The organism is Comamonas koreensis, assembly GCF_014076495.1.
Classification (GTDB): domain Bacteria; phylum Pseudomonadota; class Gammaproteobacteria; order Burkholderiales; family Burkholderiaceae_C; genus Comamonas; species Comamonas squillarum.
This window is the reverse complement of record NZ_CP043575.1, coordinates 2,722,687-2,740,628: the sequence shown is the minus strand read 5'-3', so window position 1 is coordinate 2,740,628 and position 17,942 is coordinate 2,722,687. Positions and strand designations below refer to the sequence as shown.

20 protein-coding genes and 1 tRNA gene are annotated in these 17,942 nt (G+C 60.9%); 14 read left to right on the top strand and 7 right to left on the bottom strand.

Annotated elements, in window-relative coordinates; all coding sequences use genetic code 11:
• The first annotated feature begins 17 nt into the window (after positions 1-17).
• The 4 genes from F0Q04_RS12350 to F0Q04_RS12335 all read left to right on the top strand — a co-directional run bounded on the left by F0Q04_RS12350 (position 18) and on the right by F0Q04_RS12335 (position 1,720).
• The gene (locus F0Q04_RS12350; protein WP_182345669.1) at positions 18-323 is read left to right on the top strand and encodes an HU family DNA-binding protein; all 306 of its coding nucleotides are present in this window, start codon (positions 18-20) and stop codon (positions 321-323) included.
• 67 nt (positions 324-390) lie between these two features.
• Entirely contained in the window at positions 391-585 is a 195-nt protein-coding gene (locus F0Q04_RS12345) for a hypothetical protein (RefSeq protein WP_182340872.1), read from the top strand.
• Positions 586-1,011 (top strand): exonuclease domain-containing protein, encoded by a 426-nt coding sequence (locus F0Q04_RS12340; protein ID WP_182340870.1) that lies wholly within the window; start codon positions 586-588, stop codon positions 1,009-1,011.
• 25 nt (positions 1,012-1,036) lie between these two features.
• Positions 1,037-1,720 (top strand): hypothetical protein, encoded by a 684-nt coding sequence (locus F0Q04_RS12335; RefSeq protein ID WP_232539323.1) that lies wholly within the window; start codon positions 1,037-1,039, stop codon positions 1,718-1,720.
• 61 nt (positions 1,721-1,781) lie between these two features.
• Here the strand turns inward: F0Q04_RS12335 and F0Q04_RS12330 are convergent, their stop codons facing one another.
• Positions 1,782-2,084: a hypothetical protein gene (locus F0Q04_RS12330; protein WP_182340866.1), complete on the bottom strand. Its 303-nt coding sequence runs from the start codon at positions 2,082-2,084 to the stop codon at positions 1,782-1,784.
• A gap of 166 nt (positions 2,085-2,250) precedes the next feature.
• On the opposite strand from F0Q04_RS12330, the gene F0Q04_RS12325 reads away from it, so the two are divergent.
• The 8 genes from F0Q04_RS12325 to F0Q04_RS12290 all read left to right on the top strand — a co-directional run bounded on the left by F0Q04_RS12325 (position 2,251) and on the right by F0Q04_RS12290 (position 8,531).
• Positions 2,251-3,213, top strand: a complete 963-nt coding sequence (locus F0Q04_RS12325) for a DNA cytosine methyltransferase (RefSeq protein ID WP_232539322.1) — start codon at positions 2,251-2,253, stop codon at positions 3,211-3,213.
• A 223-nt stretch (positions 3,214-3,436) separates the two neighbouring features.
• Positions 3,437-4,291 carry a hypothetical protein gene (locus tag F0Q04_RS12320; protein ID WP_182340863.1) on the top strand — a complete coding sequence of 285 codons (855 nt, stop codon included), beginning with the start codon at positions 3,437-3,439 and terminating at the stop codon, positions 4,289-4,291.
• A gap of 554 nt (positions 4,292-4,845) precedes the next feature.
• Positions 4,846-5,493 (top strand): hypothetical protein, encoded by a 648-nt coding sequence (locus tag F0Q04_RS12315; protein ID WP_182340860.1) that lies wholly within the window; start codon positions 4,846-4,848, stop codon positions 5,491-5,493.
• Between the two features lie 199 nt (positions 5,494-5,692).
• Positions 5,693-6,214, top strand: coding sequence for a Lar family restriction alleviation protein (locus F0Q04_RS12310; protein WP_182340857.1), 522 nt, complete (start codon positions 5,693-5,695; stop codon positions 6,212-6,214).
• A 1-nt stretch (position 6,215) separates the two neighbouring features.
• Complete coding sequence (locus F0Q04_RS12305; protein WP_182340854.1) at positions 6,216-6,584, top strand: hypothetical protein; 369 nt, start codon at positions 6,216-6,218, stop codon at positions 6,582-6,584.
• Positions 6,577-7,083: a hypothetical protein gene (locus tag F0Q04_RS12300; RefSeq protein WP_182340851.1), complete on the top strand. Its 507-nt coding sequence runs from the start codon at positions 6,577-6,579 to the stop codon at positions 7,081-7,083. Before F0Q04_RS12305 ends, F0Q04_RS12300 begins: the two co-directional genes overlap by 8 nt.
• A 121-nt stretch (positions 7,084-7,204) precedes the next feature.
• On the top strand, positions 7,205-7,429 hold the full coding sequence (locus tag F0Q04_RS12295; RefSeq protein WP_182340848.1) for a DUF4224 domain-containing protein: 225 nt from the start codon (positions 7,205-7,207) through the stop codon (positions 7,427-7,429).
• A 118-nt stretch (positions 7,430-7,547) separates the two neighbouring features.
• Entirely contained in the window at positions 7,548-8,531 is a 984-nt protein-coding gene (locus F0Q04_RS12290) for a tyrosine-type recombinase/integrase (protein WP_232539321.1), read from the top strand.
• A 91-nt stretch (positions 8,532-8,622) separates the two neighbouring features.
• Here the strand turns inward: F0Q04_RS12290 and F0Q04_RS12285 are convergent.
• From F0Q04_RS12285 to tolB, 5 genes are all read right to left on the bottom strand, one after another.
• A tRNA-Lys gene (locus tag F0Q04_RS12285) sits at positions 8,623-8,698 on the bottom strand.
• A 74-nt stretch (positions 8,699-8,772) separates the two neighbouring features.
• Positions 8,773-9,573, bottom strand: a complete 801-nt coding sequence (locus tag F0Q04_RS12280) for a tRNA threonylcarbamoyladenosine dehydratase (protein WP_116927365.1) — start codon at positions 9,571-9,573, stop codon at positions 8,773-8,775.
• Position 9,574: 1 nt separating this feature from the next.
• Entirely contained in the window at positions 9,575-10,336 is a 762-nt protein-coding gene (ybgF, locus tag F0Q04_RS12275; protein ID WP_027011353.1) for a tol-pal system protein YbgF, read from the bottom strand.
• A gap of 9 nt (positions 10,337-10,345) precedes the next feature.
• Positions 10,346-10,882: a peptidoglycan-associated lipoprotein Pal gene (gene pal, locus F0Q04_RS12270; RefSeq protein ID WP_116927366.1), complete on the bottom strand. Its 537-nt coding sequence runs from the start codon at positions 10,880-10,882 to the stop codon at positions 10,346-10,348.
• Positions 10,883-10,941: 59 nt separating this feature from the next.
• Positions 10,942-12,255: a Tol-Pal system beta propeller repeat protein TolB gene (gene tolB / locus F0Q04_RS12265; RefSeq protein WP_116927367.1), complete on the bottom strand. Its 1,314-nt coding sequence runs from the start codon at positions 12,253-12,255 to the stop codon at positions 10,942-10,944.
• Between the two features lie 121 nt (positions 12,256-12,376).
• On the opposite strand from tolB, the gene msbA reads away from it, so the two are divergent.
• Positions 12,377-14,197, top strand: coding sequence for a lipid A export permease/ATP-binding protein MsbA (msbA, locus tag F0Q04_RS12260; RefSeq protein WP_409935150.1), 1,821 nt, complete (start codon positions 12,377-12,379; stop codon positions 14,195-14,197).
• Between the two features lie 131 nt (positions 14,198-14,328).
• Positions 14,329-15,225, top strand: coding sequence for a DNA ligase (locus tag F0Q04_RS12255; protein WP_232539320.1), 897 nt, complete (start codon positions 14,329-14,331; stop codon positions 15,223-15,225).
• Positions 15,226-15,336: 111 nt separating this feature from the next.
• Here F0Q04_RS12255 and F0Q04_RS12250 read toward each other — a convergent pair whose 3' ends face one another.
• Positions 15,337-17,895: an arginine/lysine/ornithine decarboxylase gene (locus tag F0Q04_RS12250; protein WP_232539319.1), complete on the bottom strand. Its 2,559-nt coding sequence runs from the start codon at positions 17,893-17,895 to the stop codon at positions 15,337-15,339.
• Positions 17,896-17,942 lie beyond the last annotated feature (47 nt).

Sequence of the window (17,942 nt, the reverse complement as noted above, 5' to 3'; positions counted from 1 at the left end):
CGCAGCCCCTCAACAGGCTGCGCTTTTTTCATCCCGACAAGGAAACCACCGTGAACAAGTCCGAACTGATCGAACACATCGCCACCAACGCCCAGCTCACCAAAGCAGAAGCCGGCCGCGCCCTCCACGCCGTGACAGCGGCCATTACCGACACGCTGCGCAGTGGCAAATCGCTGCAGATCATGGGCTTTGGCACCTTCGAAGTGAAGCGCCGCGCAAGCCGCCAGGGCCGCAATCCTCGCACAGGCGATTCGGTGCGCATCGAAGAATCCAAGGCCCCCAAGTTCCGCCCTGGCAAGGAGTTGAAGGCGGCGGTGAACTGACCGCCACGAACTGAGCACCAGCCGCCCGCCTCGCGCGGGCATTTTTACGACCACTGAGACCCCAAAAATGACACTTGCACTCGCCTATGACACGGAGACGACTGGTCTTCCGCTGTTCAAAGAACCCAGCGAACACCCCGATCAGCCCCACATCGTGCAGCTGGGCGCCATTCTGGTTGACCTGAACACCCGGACCACCATCGCCAGCATGGACGTGATCATTCGCCCAGATGGCTGGACCATTCCTGACGAGGTGGCCTAAGTGCACGGCATCACCACCGAACGTGCGCTCGCCGTAGGCATTCCTGAGCGCACAGCGCTCGAGATGTTCATGACCTTGTGGGATGGCCGCCTGCTGCTGGGCCACAACGAGAGCTTTGATCGCCGCATCTTGCGCATCGCCCAGCATCGCTTCCCAGCCAGCGTCTGCGATGACCAGCGCGACAACTGGAAGGCCGCCAAAAGCCACTGCACGCAACTGCTGTCCACGCCTATCCTGCAGCTGCCGCCCACGGAAAAGATGAAGGCAGCGCGGCGCTTCCACCACAAGAGCGCCAACCTCCGCGAGGCCTACGAGCACTTCATGGGCAAGCCGCTGGTGGACGCGCACAGCGCGATGGCCGACTGCCGGGCAGCGCTCGATGTGTTCTTCGCCATCCAGGATCTGAAGGCGGCTCAGGCTGCTTGAAGCTTCACAACTCCAAAGGAGCACCATGCCCTTCCAACTTACTGAGCCCACCAAGGTCACGATCGTCAATGCCAACCCCCGTCGCGAGCTGCACGGCGAAGAAAAGGTCCGCGCGATCGACATTGCATTCGTGATCACCGGGTCGAACGACTTGCTGGACCTGCTCGAGCCAGGCCTGCGTGAGCACCACTTCTGCAACAAGGCGGCGCAGGCCGGCCAAGTGGAGCTGCCAGATATCGCGATACCGCTGCCCAACATCCGCCACCCACAGCTGCCGCTGGCCTACCACTATGCGAAGGGCCAAAAGTGGCGTGGCTATCGCTTCATCTGGGACTGGGGCACCGAGGGCGAACACGTTGACTTCTTGGACGCAGTGCTGTGCGGCCTGCAATATGAACTGGTGGAAGGCGGCAGCGTCACCATCAAGGGCACCATCCAGTACAACGGCGAAGAGCTGCAGGACAACGACCGCTACGGCGAACTGTCCGGACTGGCCTCCGAAGGCGAGATCTACATCAAGCTGCTGGCACCCGGCGAAGTCATGTTGGCCAAGAAGGGCTACCGCGCTGGCAAGCCTGACACACCGTCTACGGGCGGTGATAGCGACGGCGATGGCCAGCAAGACCTGGACGGCCTTGATTCCGATAGCGGCGGATTGACACCTGAGCAAGCTTTGGCAAATTCCTTTGAGGAAGACTCGCCAATCTGATCACTACCCAGTTGGGAGCATGAGCACAGGGCCTGATGGGGCCTTGTCCTTATTTTCCTTGTTAGATATCCGCGGCGACAACTGTCGGTTGCGCGATTCCTGCCATCACCTTTTCGCCTGCTATCCGGTGAATGCGCTCCCAAAAGGCGGTGTAGACAGCAAAAAGCTGTTCCTCGCTGTTGAGAACTTCGCCCCCACCAAGCTTTTCAAGTGCCAGCTCGCTAACGGAACCGTGCACCAAGACTTCATCACATAGGAAGTTGAATCCCACTCCGCGGGGATTGATGTTGTAACTGGGATCGGTATCGCACTTGTCCATAGATGCCTCTTTTCTGCTTGCCTGAAAGCCAGAGAGTTTATCCATCTTGCCCGCACCAACCGGTGCCTACTGCCAAGCGATGGAACGCGAGATCAGCATGCCATCGCTCTTTGACACGCTCGAAGCTGTCTAGCCCTCCACCACCGCCCCCAGTGGGCCCCTATTCACAGCCCGCCCTGAGCAATCGAGGCGGGCTCTTCCATTTCACCTCATGGCTGCCTACTACAACGAGATTGACAAGTTTGCTGCGCAGACGCTGCGCAATCTCATCGCTGCGGGCCACATCGCCCCGGGTGATGTTGACGAAAGGAGCATTGAAGATGTTCACCCCAACGACCTCAAGCCATACACCCAGTGCCACTTCTTCGCAGGCGTTGGTGTTTGGTCCTACGCCCTGCGCGCCGCAGGCTGGCCAGATGACCGACCTGTTTGGACCGGTTCCTGTCCTTGCCAACCTTTCAGCCAGGCAGGCCAAGGCACTGCGTTTGATGACGAGCGGCACTTGTGGCCAGCCTTCCACCACCTCATCAGCCAGTGCCGCCCTGCAGCAATCTATGGAGAGCAGGTTGCGAGCAAGGATGCAGACCCTTGGCTCGACCTTGTACACACTGACATGGAAGCCCTGGGTTATGCCTTCGGGGCGGTTGCGTTCCCGTCTGCGGGCGTCGGTGCGCCGCACATCCGCGACCGAACCTACTGGCTCGCAGTGCGTGGAAGTGGGCGGCGTGTGGGTGCCGGTGGTACTGCTGGCGGGCTGGCGTACCCCCAACACCGTGGACGCGAAATTGGGCAGCCGCCTGGGGCTAGGGCAGGTGCAGCTTTGTCATCAGGTGCTGTTGTCCGGCTGGCCAACAGCCACAAGCACAGACGGGCTGCGTTGCCCCTCGATCGAGGCCACGACCAAAAACATCACCTTGAACCATGCGGCCAATCTGGCGGGCTGGCCGACACCGCAGACCAGCGACAGCACGGGCGGGGGACAAGCCAAGCGGGCGATGGGGGAAACGCGGCACGGCTCCAACCTGAACGACTTCGCAATGCTGGCGGGATGGACAACCCCGAGCGCCTCGGACTCGACCAGATCGGGAACGGGGATCACCGAGGGAATGACGGGCAGCTCCCTGGCCCAGCAATGCAAGGAAGCGCAGGGTCCGGCCCGGTTAACGGCCTCTGACGAGCTGCTGATTGGCTCCTGTGCCGGGATGGAAAGTGGCGGCCAGTTGAACCCGGCACATTCCCGCTGGCTCATGGGGCTGCCGCCCGAGTGGGACGCCTGCGCGCCTACGGAAATGCCATCAACGCGAAAGCCGCGCAAACCTTCGTCGAAGCAGCAATGAGCTGCATCCCATAGATTCCAAGCCCGTCCTTAGCGGGCATTTCCATTTCTGGAGCCCAACATGGCTGAAAACAACTCTTCCGCTCCCCTCAAGACTGCCGAGGGGACTTATCCAGCACTGCCCGAGCCTGACACTCATTGCCACGACGAGGACACAGGCCGGGACGTTTGGAGCTACAGCGCCGAGCAGATGCGTGCCTACGCGGCACAGGCAGTGGAAGCACAGGCAGCGCCCGCAGCAGTGGCTGTGCCTGATGAGCGCGAGATGGTGATCCAAAACGTGATGAAGCTAGTAGCCAACTGGGGAATCACAGGTCACTCTGGAGATTTTGAAGTTATGTTCAAGGCATGGGTCGCTATCGAAACCGCCCTCCGTGCCGCCCTTGCCGCCACCCCAGCCCTTCCAGCTACCGAGCCAGCGCGCGCAGCGGTGGGCTTGACCGATGCCCTGCGCGACTTGATTGAGGCAATCGAGTACACGCCGCTCGGAATTCGACAAATTAAAGCACTTGAGCGCGCCCGAGCAGCCATCAAGACCGAAGGAGAAATTTCAGCTACCGAGGATTCCTCGGCAGGTGACCTGGCAGAGCCGTCCCCTCAGGAGCTGATGGCCTTGTCGACTGAATGTATGAAGCTGCCAGGTGGCCAGGGCATGCACTACCTCAACTACGCAAAAGCTGTGCTTGCGCGCTGGGGGTCAGCACCCCAGGCCCAGCCCGCTGATGCGCTGGATGCCATCCAAAACCCACAGGAAATGGCGGATTGGCTGATCGCTATGCGCTCCCGCCTGGGGTCGTGCCGCGAAGCGAGCCAGGCATGGAGCGAGGAAATCGGCCTAAAGAGCTGGGACAACTACACAGCCTTGTCTGCCGCCTTCGCCGCCATGGCTGCAGCCCAGGAAGGCGGCAATGCATGAGCTTCTGGCCTTACCTTGCAGTCGCGGTCGTCATGTCCATCATCCTGACCCTGGCCGTAATTGGCGGATATGAGGTGTGGCGAAACATCCAGTACCGAGCGCGTGAAAGACGGATCAAGCGCGCCCAGCAGAGGGAGGGCCAGTGATGGGGGAGCCATACAAAAATTGGTATCGCGCCAAGAGTGATACCAGAAACCCGTGTGCCGTCTGCGGCTGGTCAGAGCATATGGCCATCCACCAGCCGGCAGCAAATGGACCACGTAAGGGCGAGTACTGCGGCCACAAGTATCAGCCCGCCCAGGCCCAACCACAGAAGGACAGCAAATGAGAGCCCTAATCCTCATCGCTATCGCAGGCGCGGCATACAGCCAGCCGATCACCATGCAGAAGTTTTACCACTTCACTGGCCGCGTCGTACCTGGCGCAGTCGCTGCGAGGTGCGAACAGGCTGGCGGCTGCTATGTGCTCACACACAAGGAACTGATGGACGGCCTTCAATCTGCGCATCGCGCGGGGCAAAGATCGGCCCAGGCCCAACCACAGAAGGACAGCAAATGAAAGAAACCGGCTTGATGTTCAAGGCGCCGCTGGTGCGTGCCATTCTGAGCGGCCAAAAAACACAGACCCGCCGCATCGCCAAAGACGTGCGCCACCCTGACCTCGGTAACTGGTACACGCCTGGCGCCCTGGCGCTTGAGGGTGAGCCGCCGCATGTGATTCATCGGGCATGCCCATTAGGCCAGCCCGGCGACCGCATCTATGTGCGCGAGACATTCTTGCAAGGCTACGACTACGACCCAGTTGCCGACCGACTGAAGCAATATGACGAAGACGGGAACGAGCTCCCCAAAAAGACCTGGTTTCGAGCTACCGACAACCATATTTCATGGACCGATGAGGACGGCTGGGAAACCAACACCCCGTGGAAGCCTGCCATCCACATGCCCAAAGCGCTCGCTCGCATCTGGCTGGAGATAACCGGCGTGCGCGTGGAGCGGCTGCAGGCCATCAGCGAGGAAGACGCCGAGGCCGAGGGAGTTGGCTTTTTGCGCTCAGTGCCCGACGCTGATGAAACGCTTACCGCGAAGCAACTGTTTGAGTGCCTATGGGACTCGACCGGCGGCGATTGGGCCGCGAACCCGTGGGTGTGGGTCATCGACTTCAAACGCATCGACCAGCCCGCCCCCAAGGAAGCACCATGACCAGACGCGCAACCATTTTTATGGGACACGGGCGCCTTGCATCTCTTGCAATCCTAGCCATGCTCCTGCCCGGCGGACAAGCCGTCAAGGCAGTTGCTGAGCCAATTGCCAAACAAGGCCCCCCGTTGCCCCGCGAACGCCGGCGCGCGCAGTGGAAGGATGAACAACAGCGCCGTGGACGGCAGCGATAGGAGTCCCCATGACCGACAAGACAGAAGCACAGCCCGAAGCGCTGTATGTGGCTGAACAGCTGGACGCCACCAGACACGCCTTTGGTGACGACAACGCTCAGTCGAAGCGAAGAGCCTCCGCCGAACTGCGCCGCCAGCACGCCGAGATACAGCAGCTCAAGGCCCAGCTATCAGCGCGGCAGGCTGCGCCGGATGGGTGGGTGCCATGCACTATCACTTATGAGGGTCAACATCCCGAGGATGTAGCTTACGGCCCAAAGATCATGATGGCGCGCCTAAAAAAGTGGCTGGTACGATACTTCGCATTGAAGGCAGAGGTGCATTCCGAGACGAAGGCTATGCCATTGGATGAGCATGGTATAGCACCCTGCCCTCTTTGCGGAAGCAAATCGAAGCATGTGAAATCTGGCGAGAGCGACGGTCACCGCATCCTGTGCTGGAGTGATGAATGCGAATGCTCCAGCGGCTACTTCTTTGACAAGGAAGCGGCGATTTCTTCATGGAACTCCAGGACAAAGGAAGGGAAGTGATATGTCAGACGCAAATTCGGAAATGTCGAAAGTCCCCGGTGCCGAGCTTATTCCACTGTCAGCCCTGCTGAGCCTGTCGAGCGGGTTCTATGACGGGCGATGGATCGACGGCGACAGCATGGCGGCACTTGTGGAAGAGTGTGTGCGAATGGCCGCCCCTCCCCCACCTGAGCGGGAGCCGCTGACGGATGACGGCAGGTACACCATCACGATCGAACAAGGAGCAGCACAAGCCAGATTCGTCATCACTGAAATGCAAATCGAATCAGCTCCTTCGCCCGCTGAATACGTCGGGCACGCTGTCTCAAAGGCCATTGCAGCCATTGATAAACGGCGAGTCTCACACGGAATAGGATCCACCAATGGCTAAAGCCACCACCAAGCGCTCGCAACGACAGCCAACGCACAGCCGCGCATTGAAAAACGGCATCTACCGCAAGGCATCGCCCATCGAGGCCTTGATGGTGCGCCAGAGCATGCAGGCCGATGTGGTCAACCTGGGCTTGCACTGCATGATGACCGACCACGGTAGCGTGCAGCCCGAGATGCTGGCCAGCCTTGCCTATCTGATCGGGATCGGCGCGGAGATTGCGCGAGCCATACCCGTAGCCGGAAACAACCGGCCCGGCCTGCACCAGGCGCTGGCCGCCGTGGTAGACATGGCAGTGGATGGCCACCACTGGGACTCAAGCTGGGGAGCGCAGCTCTCGTATGCCGTAGAAATCAGCATCGACCTATTCTGCAGCTATCGAAACCTGGGCCGCCGCTTTGAGCCGGGCGCCCGCCTGCTCTCGCACGAGGTCAAGGCCGGCACCGTGGGCACAGATGCGATCAGGCCTGTGGAGCTTCCAAGCGAGGCCCTTCAATGAGCCGATCAATAGCAATGAGCAGACGGGCGCGCCAGCGCGGCGATAAACGCGACCGCTGGAAAGAGCCCACCGATCAACCCGAGCCCGCACACAGCGGGCTTTTTTAATGGAGAGTACGGCCATGTCTACCCTCTTTCTGAACGAAGCCGAGCTGGCTGTGTTGACCGGCCGGAAATACAAGACGCGCCAGATTGAATGGCTGCGCACCTCTGGGATTCCATTTCGCGTGAACGCGCGCGGCCATGCCATCGTCACCCGGGGCGCTGTTGAAGGCCGGAAGCCAGAACCCGAGCCGGCCGCAATAGAACCATTGCGGTGGACGCCGCGCGTGGTGGGGGCTAGGTGAGATGGGACGCAAACCAAGCCGCTGGACAAATCTTCCGCCAGGCATGCGCGCCAGAGAGCGAGGCAAGAAAGTGCACTACTACCTGGACACCGGCCAAAAACCACGGCGGGAGATCCCCTTGGGATCCGACTACGTGTTGGCCGTCCAAAAATGGAGTGAGCTAACAGCCGCTAAAAAGCCGCGCGCTGCCCAGCGCACCTTCCTGGATATCGTGCCTGTATATCGAGCCAAAGCATTGCCACTTAAGGCTCCGCGCACAAGAGTGGATAACGAAAAGGAGCTTATTTGGCTTCTGAAATTTTTCGGCGATCCACCGGCCCCGCTGGACGACATCGAGCCCGTGCACATCCGCCAGTACATGGATTGGCGGATTCAAGAAGCGCGCAAGGTGGCTCAGGAAGAAAACAGAGAGCGCTCCGCAAAGGGGCTGAAGGCTTTGGCGATCCCGCCAAACTTCGGCCATGTGCGCGCAAACCGCGAGAAGTCGCTGTTCTCTCATATGTGGAATTTCGCCCGCAGAGAGGGCATCACCAAGCAGCCAAACCCATGCGCTGGAATTGAGAAGTTCAAGGAAAAGGGGCGCGATACCGTGATTGGCGACGCCCTACTGGACAGAATCATGCCCTTCGCAGCTCCGCCGTTGCGGTTCGCGATACGCCTGGCCAAGCTCACCGGTCAGCGGCCGGCCGATGTGCTGCGCATGAGCGAAAACAATGTGGTCGGCAGCATTCTCCATGTCAAGCAAGGCAAGACATACACCAAGCTACGCATCGAGATTATCGAAGGCCTGGCGGTGCTCATGGATGAGATCCGGGCTTACAAGCAGTCGGTTCTGTCCCGATCCCATCACTTGCTCGTGAACGAAAAGGGCGAAACACTGACCACATACATGCTGCGCGTCCGCTTCGATGATGCCCGTGAAGCCGCGAAGATTCCCAAAGCAGAGTTTCAGTTCCGTGACCTGCGCGCTACGGCCGCCACGACCCTGGATGACAGCTCCGGCATCAGGGACGCGCAGGCATTGCTCGGCCACACGACCGAGTCCATGACTGCGAAATACATCCGCCACAAGGTCGGCAAGAAAGTGAAGCCCGCCGGATAATTGCGGAACAGCACCAGTAATTGCGGAACAACTGCAAAGAAAAAAGCCCTTGCACGATTTGCGCAAGGGCTTGATTCATATGAATAATGTTTGGTGGGTCCTGCGAGATTCGAACTCGCGACCAACGGATTAAAAGTCCGCTGCTCTACCGACTGAGCTAAAGACCCGCCGTGTTTGCTTGACAAATTCCTAAGAACTGGTCTTGCTCACAACAGACTTAAATTATAGCGTAGGTTTTTTGTCATTTTGGGGAAAGTGCCAACTTTTCCAGAATCCAGCTGGCCGCGCACATTCCGAAGGTCGCGGTCACCGCCACCGATGAGCCATAACCGTGGCAGTTCAGCGAGCCATCACCATCCACGGCGCAGGAAGGGTCGGGGCCGGCCACGGCCTCCTGGCTGTAGATGCAGGCCACATTCATTTTCTTGCCATCCTTGGGGGCGCCATATTCTTTGCGCAAGCGGTAGCGCACCTGGGCCAGCAAGGGGTCGTGCGTGGTCTGTGACAGGTCGGCCTGCTCCACCTTCCAGGCCAGGCGTTTGCCGCCTGCCGCACCGATGCATACAAAAGGACGCTGGTGGCGCCGCCCCCAGTTGGCCATTGCCGCCTTGGCACGCACCTGGTCACAGGCGTCGACAAAGCCGTCAACGCCATCGAGCAATGCGGCGCAGTTATCGGCAGTGAGGAAGTCCTCTACCACCTCAACTTCACAATGGGGGTTGATCTGGCGGATGCGCTCGCGCATCGCGTCGACCTTGGCCATGCCAATGGTGTCTGTCAGCGCGTGGATCTGGCGATTGATGTTGGACTCGGCCACATTGTCCAAGTCGATCAGGCGAAGCCTGGCAACGCCACTGCGGGCCAGGGCCTCGGCCGTCCAGGAGCCCACGCCCCCGATGCCGATAACGGCGATAGCGCTTGCGCGCATTTGCGCGGCAGGCGCAACGCCAAACAGGCGGTCCAGCCCGCCAAAGCGCCTTTGTGTGTCAACGTCCGCCTCGGCGTCCTGCCGATCGGGCGCCGATGGAGACGGTGCACTCATATCACTTCAGCTTGGAGAGGCGCTCTTTGGCAGCCGCTGCCGCATCGCTTTGCGGGTAGGCAGCAATCAGGTCTTCCAAGGTCTTGCGGGCGGCCTTGGTGTCCTTGAGCTCGATCTGGCAGTTGGCAATGGACAGTGCCGAATCAGGCGCACGCATATGCTCGGGCGCCTGGGCCAGGATCAGCTTGAAATTGTCGATGGCGGGCTTGTAGTCGCGGGTGGCATAGTACGCGTTGCCCAGCCAAAAGCGTGCCGATGGCACATAGCCACTCTTGGGGTAGCGCTGGATGAAGCTGCTGAACACGCCAGCGGCATCGGCAAACTTACCGGTGCGAAACACGCCCAGCGCGGCTTCGAAATCACGCTTTTCGGCAGGATCGGCCTTGAACTCCTGCCCATCTACGGTGACCGAAACGGGTTCAAACTGCTGGAGCCGGGCTTCGACACCCTTGGCCAAATCAGTCTGACCGCGCTTCAGATCGGCAACCTCACGTCGCAGCGTCTCGTTTTCACCGCGCAACTTGTTCATCTCGCCACGCATGGATTCAATCTGCGATTGAAAGTCCAGCAGGCTGCGACGCACTTGCGAGGTGTCCTCACCATTTTGGTTGTTGCCTTGCGTCAGCTGATCGACACGCTGGCGCAGTTCAATGATGGCGCGACGTGCGTCGCCATCTTCAAACAAAGCGGCTTGGGAGGTGCTTGCACAGGCCATCAACGCGGCCAGTGCAATCCAACGGGGAGTACTGCGAGTGAGGTTCATGGAGCCTTATTAACGGTAGTTCAGTTCAACGCGGCGGTTTTGTGCGTGCGCATCTTCCGAGCTACCTTCAGCAGCCAGCTTTTCCTTGCCGAAAGACACGGCTTCGAGTTGGCTGTCGCTCACGCCCAGCACGTTCAGCGAACGGCGAACGGCTTCAGCACGCTTTTGGCCCAGGGCCAGGTTGTACTCGCGGCCACCGCGGTTGTCGGTGTTGCCTTCGAGCATGACCTTGCGCGAAGGGTTGGCCTTCAGGAAACGTGCGTGTGCATCCAGCATCGATTGCGCATCGGGCTTGACCGAGTAGCTGTCGAAGTCAAAGTACACAATGCGTGCAACGCCGACAGGGCCTTGGCCGTTGGCTGCGCTGTTGTTCAGGTCCACACCACCAACGGTGCTTTGGCCAGCACCACCGGCGCCAGCGCCTTGACCGGCGGTAGCAGCACCCTTGTCTTCCACAGGTGCGTTATCCAGCGGAGGCGCAGAGCTGCAACCAGCCAACACGGCAGCGGCCACCAGGGCCAGCGAAGCTTTCTTCAATGACAACATGTAAAACTCTCCGAAACGAATTTCTCGTATAAAAATAATTGACTCGCCAAAAACCAATCTTAGGGCTGGTATGGGCCCCAATCGGGCTCCCGTATGTCTCCGCTCTGCCCTGCCAGTCGTGCTTTGATCTTGCCGTCCAGCGTCGTGGTCATGAGGGCTTCACGACCGCCTTCGCGGGTTGCATAGACGATGAGTCGGCTGTTCGGAGCAAAACTGGGGCTTTCATCGCTCGTGGTGTCGGTGACCGACGCCACAGTGCTGGAAGCCAGATCCATGACCTGCAATTTATATCCACCACCGGCGCGGGTGATGTAAGCAAGTGTCTTGCCATCAGGACTGATGGAAGGAGAAATGTTGTAGGACCCGCTGAACGTCACGCGCTCTGCACCGCCGCCTTGCGCGCCCACGCGGTAGATCTGCGGCGCACCGCCACGATCGCTGACGAAGTAGATATAGCGGCCATCCTTGGAGTACGTTGGCTCGGTGTCGATGCCGCTGCTTTGCATCAGACGGCGAGGCTCACCCCCGCTCGAAGGGATGGTGTAGAGCTGCGAGCCGCCATCGCGGCTCAAGGTCACCGCCAAGGTGCTGCCATCGGGCGACCAGGCTGGCGCGCTGTTGGAGCCACGGAAATTGGCGATCAGGCGGCGGCGGCCGGACGAGACCTCGTGCACATAGACCACGGGCTTGCGCGACTCGAAAGACACATAGGCCAGTTGCGTGCCGGCAGGCGACCAGGTGGGCGAGATGATGGGCTCGGGGCTGGCCAGTGCCGACTGTGCATTCTCGCCATCCGAATCGGCTACCCAGAGGGTGTAGCGCGGACCGGCCTTGGTCACATAGGCAATGCGGGTCGAGAACACGCCCTTTTCGCCGGTGATTTTTTCGTAGATGTAGTCCGAGATCTTGTGCGCAACCAAGCGCAGATCCGCCTGCGGCACGCTGTAGCTCTGACCGCCCATGTCGGCGCCCTTGACGGCATCCCACAAGCGAAAGCGCACGTCAAAGCCATTGGCGCCACGGCTCACACTGCCGACCGACAGGTACTCGGCGCCGGCGGATGACCACCTGGCCACATCGGGGCGAGAGCTCTCGTCCAGCTGTTCGCCCGATGCGTCAACGGGCTTGAAGAGACCGCTGCGGATCAGATCGGCCTGCACGATCGCAGAGATCTTTTGCGGCGACGCATCTTCGCCCCGAAACTTGGGCAAGGCGATGGGGATTTGCTTGATGCCAACGCCACTGATCTCAACCCGGAACTGCGCCAGGGCGGGGACTGCAGGGGCTGCGAGCGCAGCACCCAGTACGTGACGACGATGGAAGAGCGGCTTGGCCGCCTCCGAGATGAGAGATGGGAAGCGTGTTTTAGTCATTACCGACCATCATAAATGCGCTATGCATGACAAGCCCTGAAGGCTGCAGGATGTTACACACCCCACAAATTCTTTATTATCGTCCAACGTCGACAGCCGTGCATTTTAGAATCACCTCTACATGTCCACAACCGAAAAACCATCTTCTGCACGTGCGTCTGAGGCATCTTCCAGCACCGAAGGCCACAAACCGGCTGGCAGCGTTGCGCAGATGCCACTGCGCGCACGCCTGTCGCGCCTGGCGCCCTACTTTGGCTACCAACGCTGGACCTGGGTGCTTGCCATTCTCGCGACCATCGTTGTAGCGGGCACCGAGCCGGCCATCCCGGCCCTGCTTAAGCCTTTGCTCGACCAGGGCTTTACCGGTGGCACCTTGCCGCTGTGGGCTGTGCCTGTGACCATCGTCGGCGTCTTTTTCATCCGAGGCCTGGCGCAGTTCATCAACCAATATGCGCTGGCGCGCATTGCCAATGACGGCATGATGCGCCTGCGCGAGAACCTCTTTGGCCGGGTGCTTGATGCGCACCTGGGGCTCTTTACCAAGCAGTCTGCCAGTGCGCTGTCCAACACCGTGGTGTATGAGGTGCAAAACGGCTCCACCCTGATCGTGCAGGCCTTGCTGATGCTCTCGCGCGATGGCTTCACCGTCATTGCGCTGTTGATGTACCTGCTCTACCTCAACTGGCAGCTGACCCTGATCGTGGCTGTACTGCTACCCAGCGTGTCGTGGATCATGAAAAAGCTCTCCAAGCGCCTCTACCACATCACCAAGGCCAGCCAGCAAGCCACCGATGAGCTGGCCTATGTGGTCGAGGAGAACGTGCTCGCGCACCGCATGGTGCGCATCCACGCCGCCCAGTCCAGCCAGTCCGGTCGCTTCCAGATTCTGAGCCGCAAGCTGCGCCAGCTCGCCATCAAGGCCACCATCGCCTCGGCGGCGATGACGCCGCTCACCCAGCTACTGGCCGCTGTTGCGCTGTCTGCGGTGATCTGCATTGCGCTGTGGCAAAGCCGCACCACCGGCATCAATGCCAAGGATGTGACCGTTGGCGGCTTTGTGGCCTTTATCTCGGCCATGCTGATGCTGATTGCGCCTATCCGTCGCCTGGCCGATGTGGCCAATCCGCTCACGCGAGGCGTTGCCGCCTTGGAGCGCGGCCTCGGTCTGCTCGAGGAAATCCCGCCAGAGCAAGGCGGTGGCTACAAGACCGAACAAGCGCGTGGCGCCATCGCGCTGCAGGATGTCAGCGTGGCCTTTGGCGAAGACAAAGCCCCGGCGCTGCGCCACCTGAGCCTGACCATCCACCCCGGTGAAGTCGTGGCGCTGGTGGGCCCCTCGGGCGCTGGCAAGACCACGCTCGTCAACCTGCTGCCGCGTTTTGTGGAGCCCAGCGACGGCCAGATCAGCATTGATGGCGTGGCCCTGGCCGAGTGGGACCTGCCCAACCTGCGCAACCAGTTTGCGATGGTCAGCCAGGATGTGGTGATGTTCAATGACACCATCGCTGCCAACGTGGCGCTGGGCCAGGACATCGATGAAAAACGCCTGCTCGAATGTCTGGCTGCCGCCAACCTGCAGGACTTTGTCGAGCGCCAGCCCCAGGGCATCCACAGCATCGTTGGGCACAATGCCAACCAGCTGTCTGGCGGCCAGCGCCAGCGCCTGGCCATTGCCCGGGCGCTGTACAAAAATGCGCCGATCCTGATCCTCGATGAAGCGACCTCGGCGCTAGACACCGAATCCGAGCGCCTGGTGCAAGAAGCCCTCTCACGCCTGATGCAGGGCCGCACCACCTTGGTCATCGCCCACCGCCTGTCCACCATCGAACACGCCGACCGCGTGGTGGTGATGGAGCGCGGCCAGGTGGTCGAGCAAGGCACGCACCAGCAACTGCTTGACCTGGGCGGCCTGTACGCGCGGCTGCAGTCTCGTCCGCACTGAACCACCTAGGCATCCCCGCGCAACCCAACATCTGCTTACCGCGCCAAACCACAGCGGCGGTTGGCAGGTGTTGGCTATCGCCGCTAGCATGCGGATAGGCGGCCACCCCGGCCGCCGCCCGAGGAGGCTGCATGCGTGTCCCTGTCCATCCCTGGTGGCGCCAGCTGTGGCTGGCCACCCTGCTGTGCTGCTGGTCTGTGCTGGCACAGGCCAACAGCCCACCCGCGCTGTGGCTTGCGCAAAAGTACCCCGGCGGACTGGACCTGCAGCAGTACTGGGTGAGCGAGAAATACGACGGCGTGCGCGGCTACTGGGATGGCCAAGCGCTGTGGACGCGCCAGGGCACTGCCATCCACGCGCCCACTTGGTACACCGCCGGCTGGCCTGCCACGCCGATGGAAGGTGAGCTATGGGCCGGGCGCGGCCAGTTTGCCCGTGCCCAATCCATCGCCAGCAAAGCCAAGCCTGAGGATGCCGACTGGCAGGACCTGCACTTTATGGTGTTTGACGCACCCGCCGCGCCAGGCAGTTTCAGCGATCGCCTGCCAGCCATTGCGCAGTTCGTCGCTGCCGTGCAGCAGCCCTGGGTTCAGGCGGCACCGCAATGGCAGGAGACCGACGAAGCCCGCCTAATGACACAGATGCGGCGCATCGTGCGCGACGGGGGTGAAGGGCTGATGCTGCACAAGGCCAGCGCCGTCTACCGCAGCGGCCGCAGTGGCGATGTGCTCAAACTCAAGCCGCATGAGGATGCCGAGGCCCAGGTGATGGGCTATGCACCCGGGCGCGGCAAATACGAAGGCATGACGGGCGCCTTGCTGGTACGCACCATTGATGGCATCGACTTCAAGCTGGGCAGTGGCTTGAGCGATGCCCAGCGTCTCGATCCACCCGCCATCGGCAGCTGGGTGACCTACCGCTACCGTGGCCTGCACGACAGCGGCAAGCCGCGCTTTGCCACCTTCTGGCGCGTGAGGGAAGAAGGCATGCCACCCTCCCCTGCGGGCGAAGTGGCAAGCACACCATGAGCCATGAGTCATGTGCGGGCATAAAAAAAGCAGCGCCTCTGCGCTGCTTTTGAGCTGAGGAAAGCGTGACGCAGGGGACTCAACATCCCCCGCCACTACTCACCTGCCCGGTCAGACCTTGGGCGAGCGCGGCTTGGCCACGCGGCGTGGCTTGGGCGCTGCCTGCGGGGTCTTGGCCACCGGCGAGACAACACCTTCGCTGGCATCACCCATCGGCTTTTCCGCCTTGAGCGATTTCTTCATCGCAGCGGTGGTGCGCTTCTTGGCCGACGACGCGGGCGCCTTGCCTTCCAGCATGGGGCTGCGCTTCTTGGACGAAGCCACCGGTGCAGAAACCACCTGGGTTTGCACGGCCTGGTCACTGGCGTCCAGCGCCACGCAATCGGCGTAGTAACGCACCTCACCACTCTCTTCGTCCACCAGCTCCACCAGGCCGTGGATATCGGTCTCAAAACCTGGGCAGAGCTTGGAGAACTCACGCGCGAACATGAGGTAGTCCACGATCTTCTTGTTGAAGACTTCGCCAGGAATCAGCAACGGAATACCGGGTGGGTATGGCGTGACCAAACCCACGGTGACGCGGCCTTCCAGATGGTCGATCTCGACACGCTCGGTCTTGCGGCGGGCGATATGGGCAAAGGCGTCCGATGGCTTCATCGCCGGCGTCAGGTCCGACAGGTACATCTCCGTGGTCAGGCGGGCGATGTCGTACTTGGCGTAGAGCTGGTGCACGTGCTGGCACAGGTCCTTGAGGCCCATGCGCTCATAGCGCTTATGCTGCTGGCAGAACTCGGGAAGGATGCGCCACATCGGCTGGTTCTTCTCGTAGTCGTCCTTGAACTGCTGCAGCGCGGTCAACATGGTGTTCCAGCGGCCCTTGGTGATGCCGATGGTGAACATGATGAAGAACGAGTACAGGCCCGTCTTCTCCACCACCACGCCGTGCTCGGCCAGGTACTTGGTGACGATGGATGCGGGGATACCGGTCTCGTCAAAGTCACCGTCCAGGTCCAGACCTGGCGTCACGATGGTGGACTTGATCGGGTCCAGCATGTTGAAGCCATCGGCCAGATCGCCAAAGCCGTGCCAGTTGTCGAACTCCTTGCCGTTCTTGCCCTTGGTCTTGCGCGATGCGTCCGGGCCACGAATGATCCAGTCCTGGGCCGAGCCCACGCCTTCGTCAGCCAGGGCTTCTGGGCCCCAGACCTGGAACCACCAGTCGTCCTCACCAAACTCATCGTCGACCTTGCGCATGGCGCGGCGGAAGTCGAGCGCCTCGAGGATCGACTCCTCCACCAGCGCGGTGCCACCGGGCGGCTCCATCATCGCAGCGGCCACATCGCAGCTGGCGATGATGCTGTACTGCGGGCTGGTCGAGGTGTGCATCAGGTACGCCTCGTTGAACAGGTTGAAGTCCAGCTTTTGCGTCTGGCTGTCCTGCACCAACACGTGCGATGCCTGGCTGATACCGGCCAGCAGTTTGTGGATGGACTGGGTCGCGTACACCACCGAGTGTTTCGGGCGCGCGCGCTTCTTGCCCATGGCATGGTAGCTGCCATAGAAGGGGTGGAATGCGGCATGCGGCAACCAGGCCTCGTCAAAGTGCAGGTTGTCCACATAGCCATCGAGCTTTTGCTTGATGGTCTCGGTGTTGTAGAGCACGCCGTCGTAGGTCGATTGCGTCAGCGTCAGCACGCGAGGCTTGACGGCCTTTGGATCAACACCCTTGAGCAGCGGGTTGGCAGCGATCTTGGCTTCGATGGTCTTGGGCGAGAACTCGCTCTCATGGATCGGGCCGATGATGCCGAAGTGGTTGCGCGTGGGCTTCAAGAACACCGGAATCGCACCCGTCATGATGATCGAGTGCAGGATGGACTTGTGGCAGTTGCGGTCCACCACCACCACATCGCCCGGCGCCACCGTGTGGTGCCAAACCATCTTGTTGGAGGTCGAGGTACCGTTGGTCACAAAAAAGCAGTGGTCGGCATTGAAGATGCGCGCCGCATTGCGCTCGCTCTCGCCAATCGCGCCGTTGTGGTCCAGCAGCTGGCCCAGCTCTTCGACGGCGTTGCAGACGTCCGAGCGCAGCATATTCTCACCATAGAACTGGTGGTACATCTGGCCAATCGGGCTCTTCAAAAACGCCACACCGCCACCGTGACCGGGGCAGTGCCAGCTGTAGGAGCCGTCTTCGGCGTAGTCCAGCAGCGCCTTGAAAAACGGCGGCTGGATGCCTTCGAGATAGTTCTTCGCTTCGCGCAGGATGTGCTTGGCCACGAACTCGGGCGTGTCCTCGAACATGTGGATGAAGCCGTGCAGCTCGCGAAGGATGTCGTTGGGCAGGTGGCGGCTGGTCTTGGTCTCGCCATAGATGTAGATCGGCACATCCGGGTTCTTGCGGCGCACTTCGGTGATGAAGTCACGCAGGTTGTGCACGATCAGGTCATCACCGCCGCCGAGCTGGAACTCTTCATCATCGATAGACAGGATGAAGGCACTGGCGCGGCTTTGCTGCTGCGCAAACTGGCTCAGATCACCGTAGCTGGTCACGCCCAGCACCTCAAAGCCCTCCTCCTCGATGGCATGCGCCAGATCGCGGATGCTCAGGCCGGAAGTGTTTTCCGAGCGAAAGTCCTCGTCAATGATGACGATGGGAAAGCGAAACTTCATGGGCGTTCCCGCAGGGGCGGGCCTCACTAAAACAATCGAAACAGCCG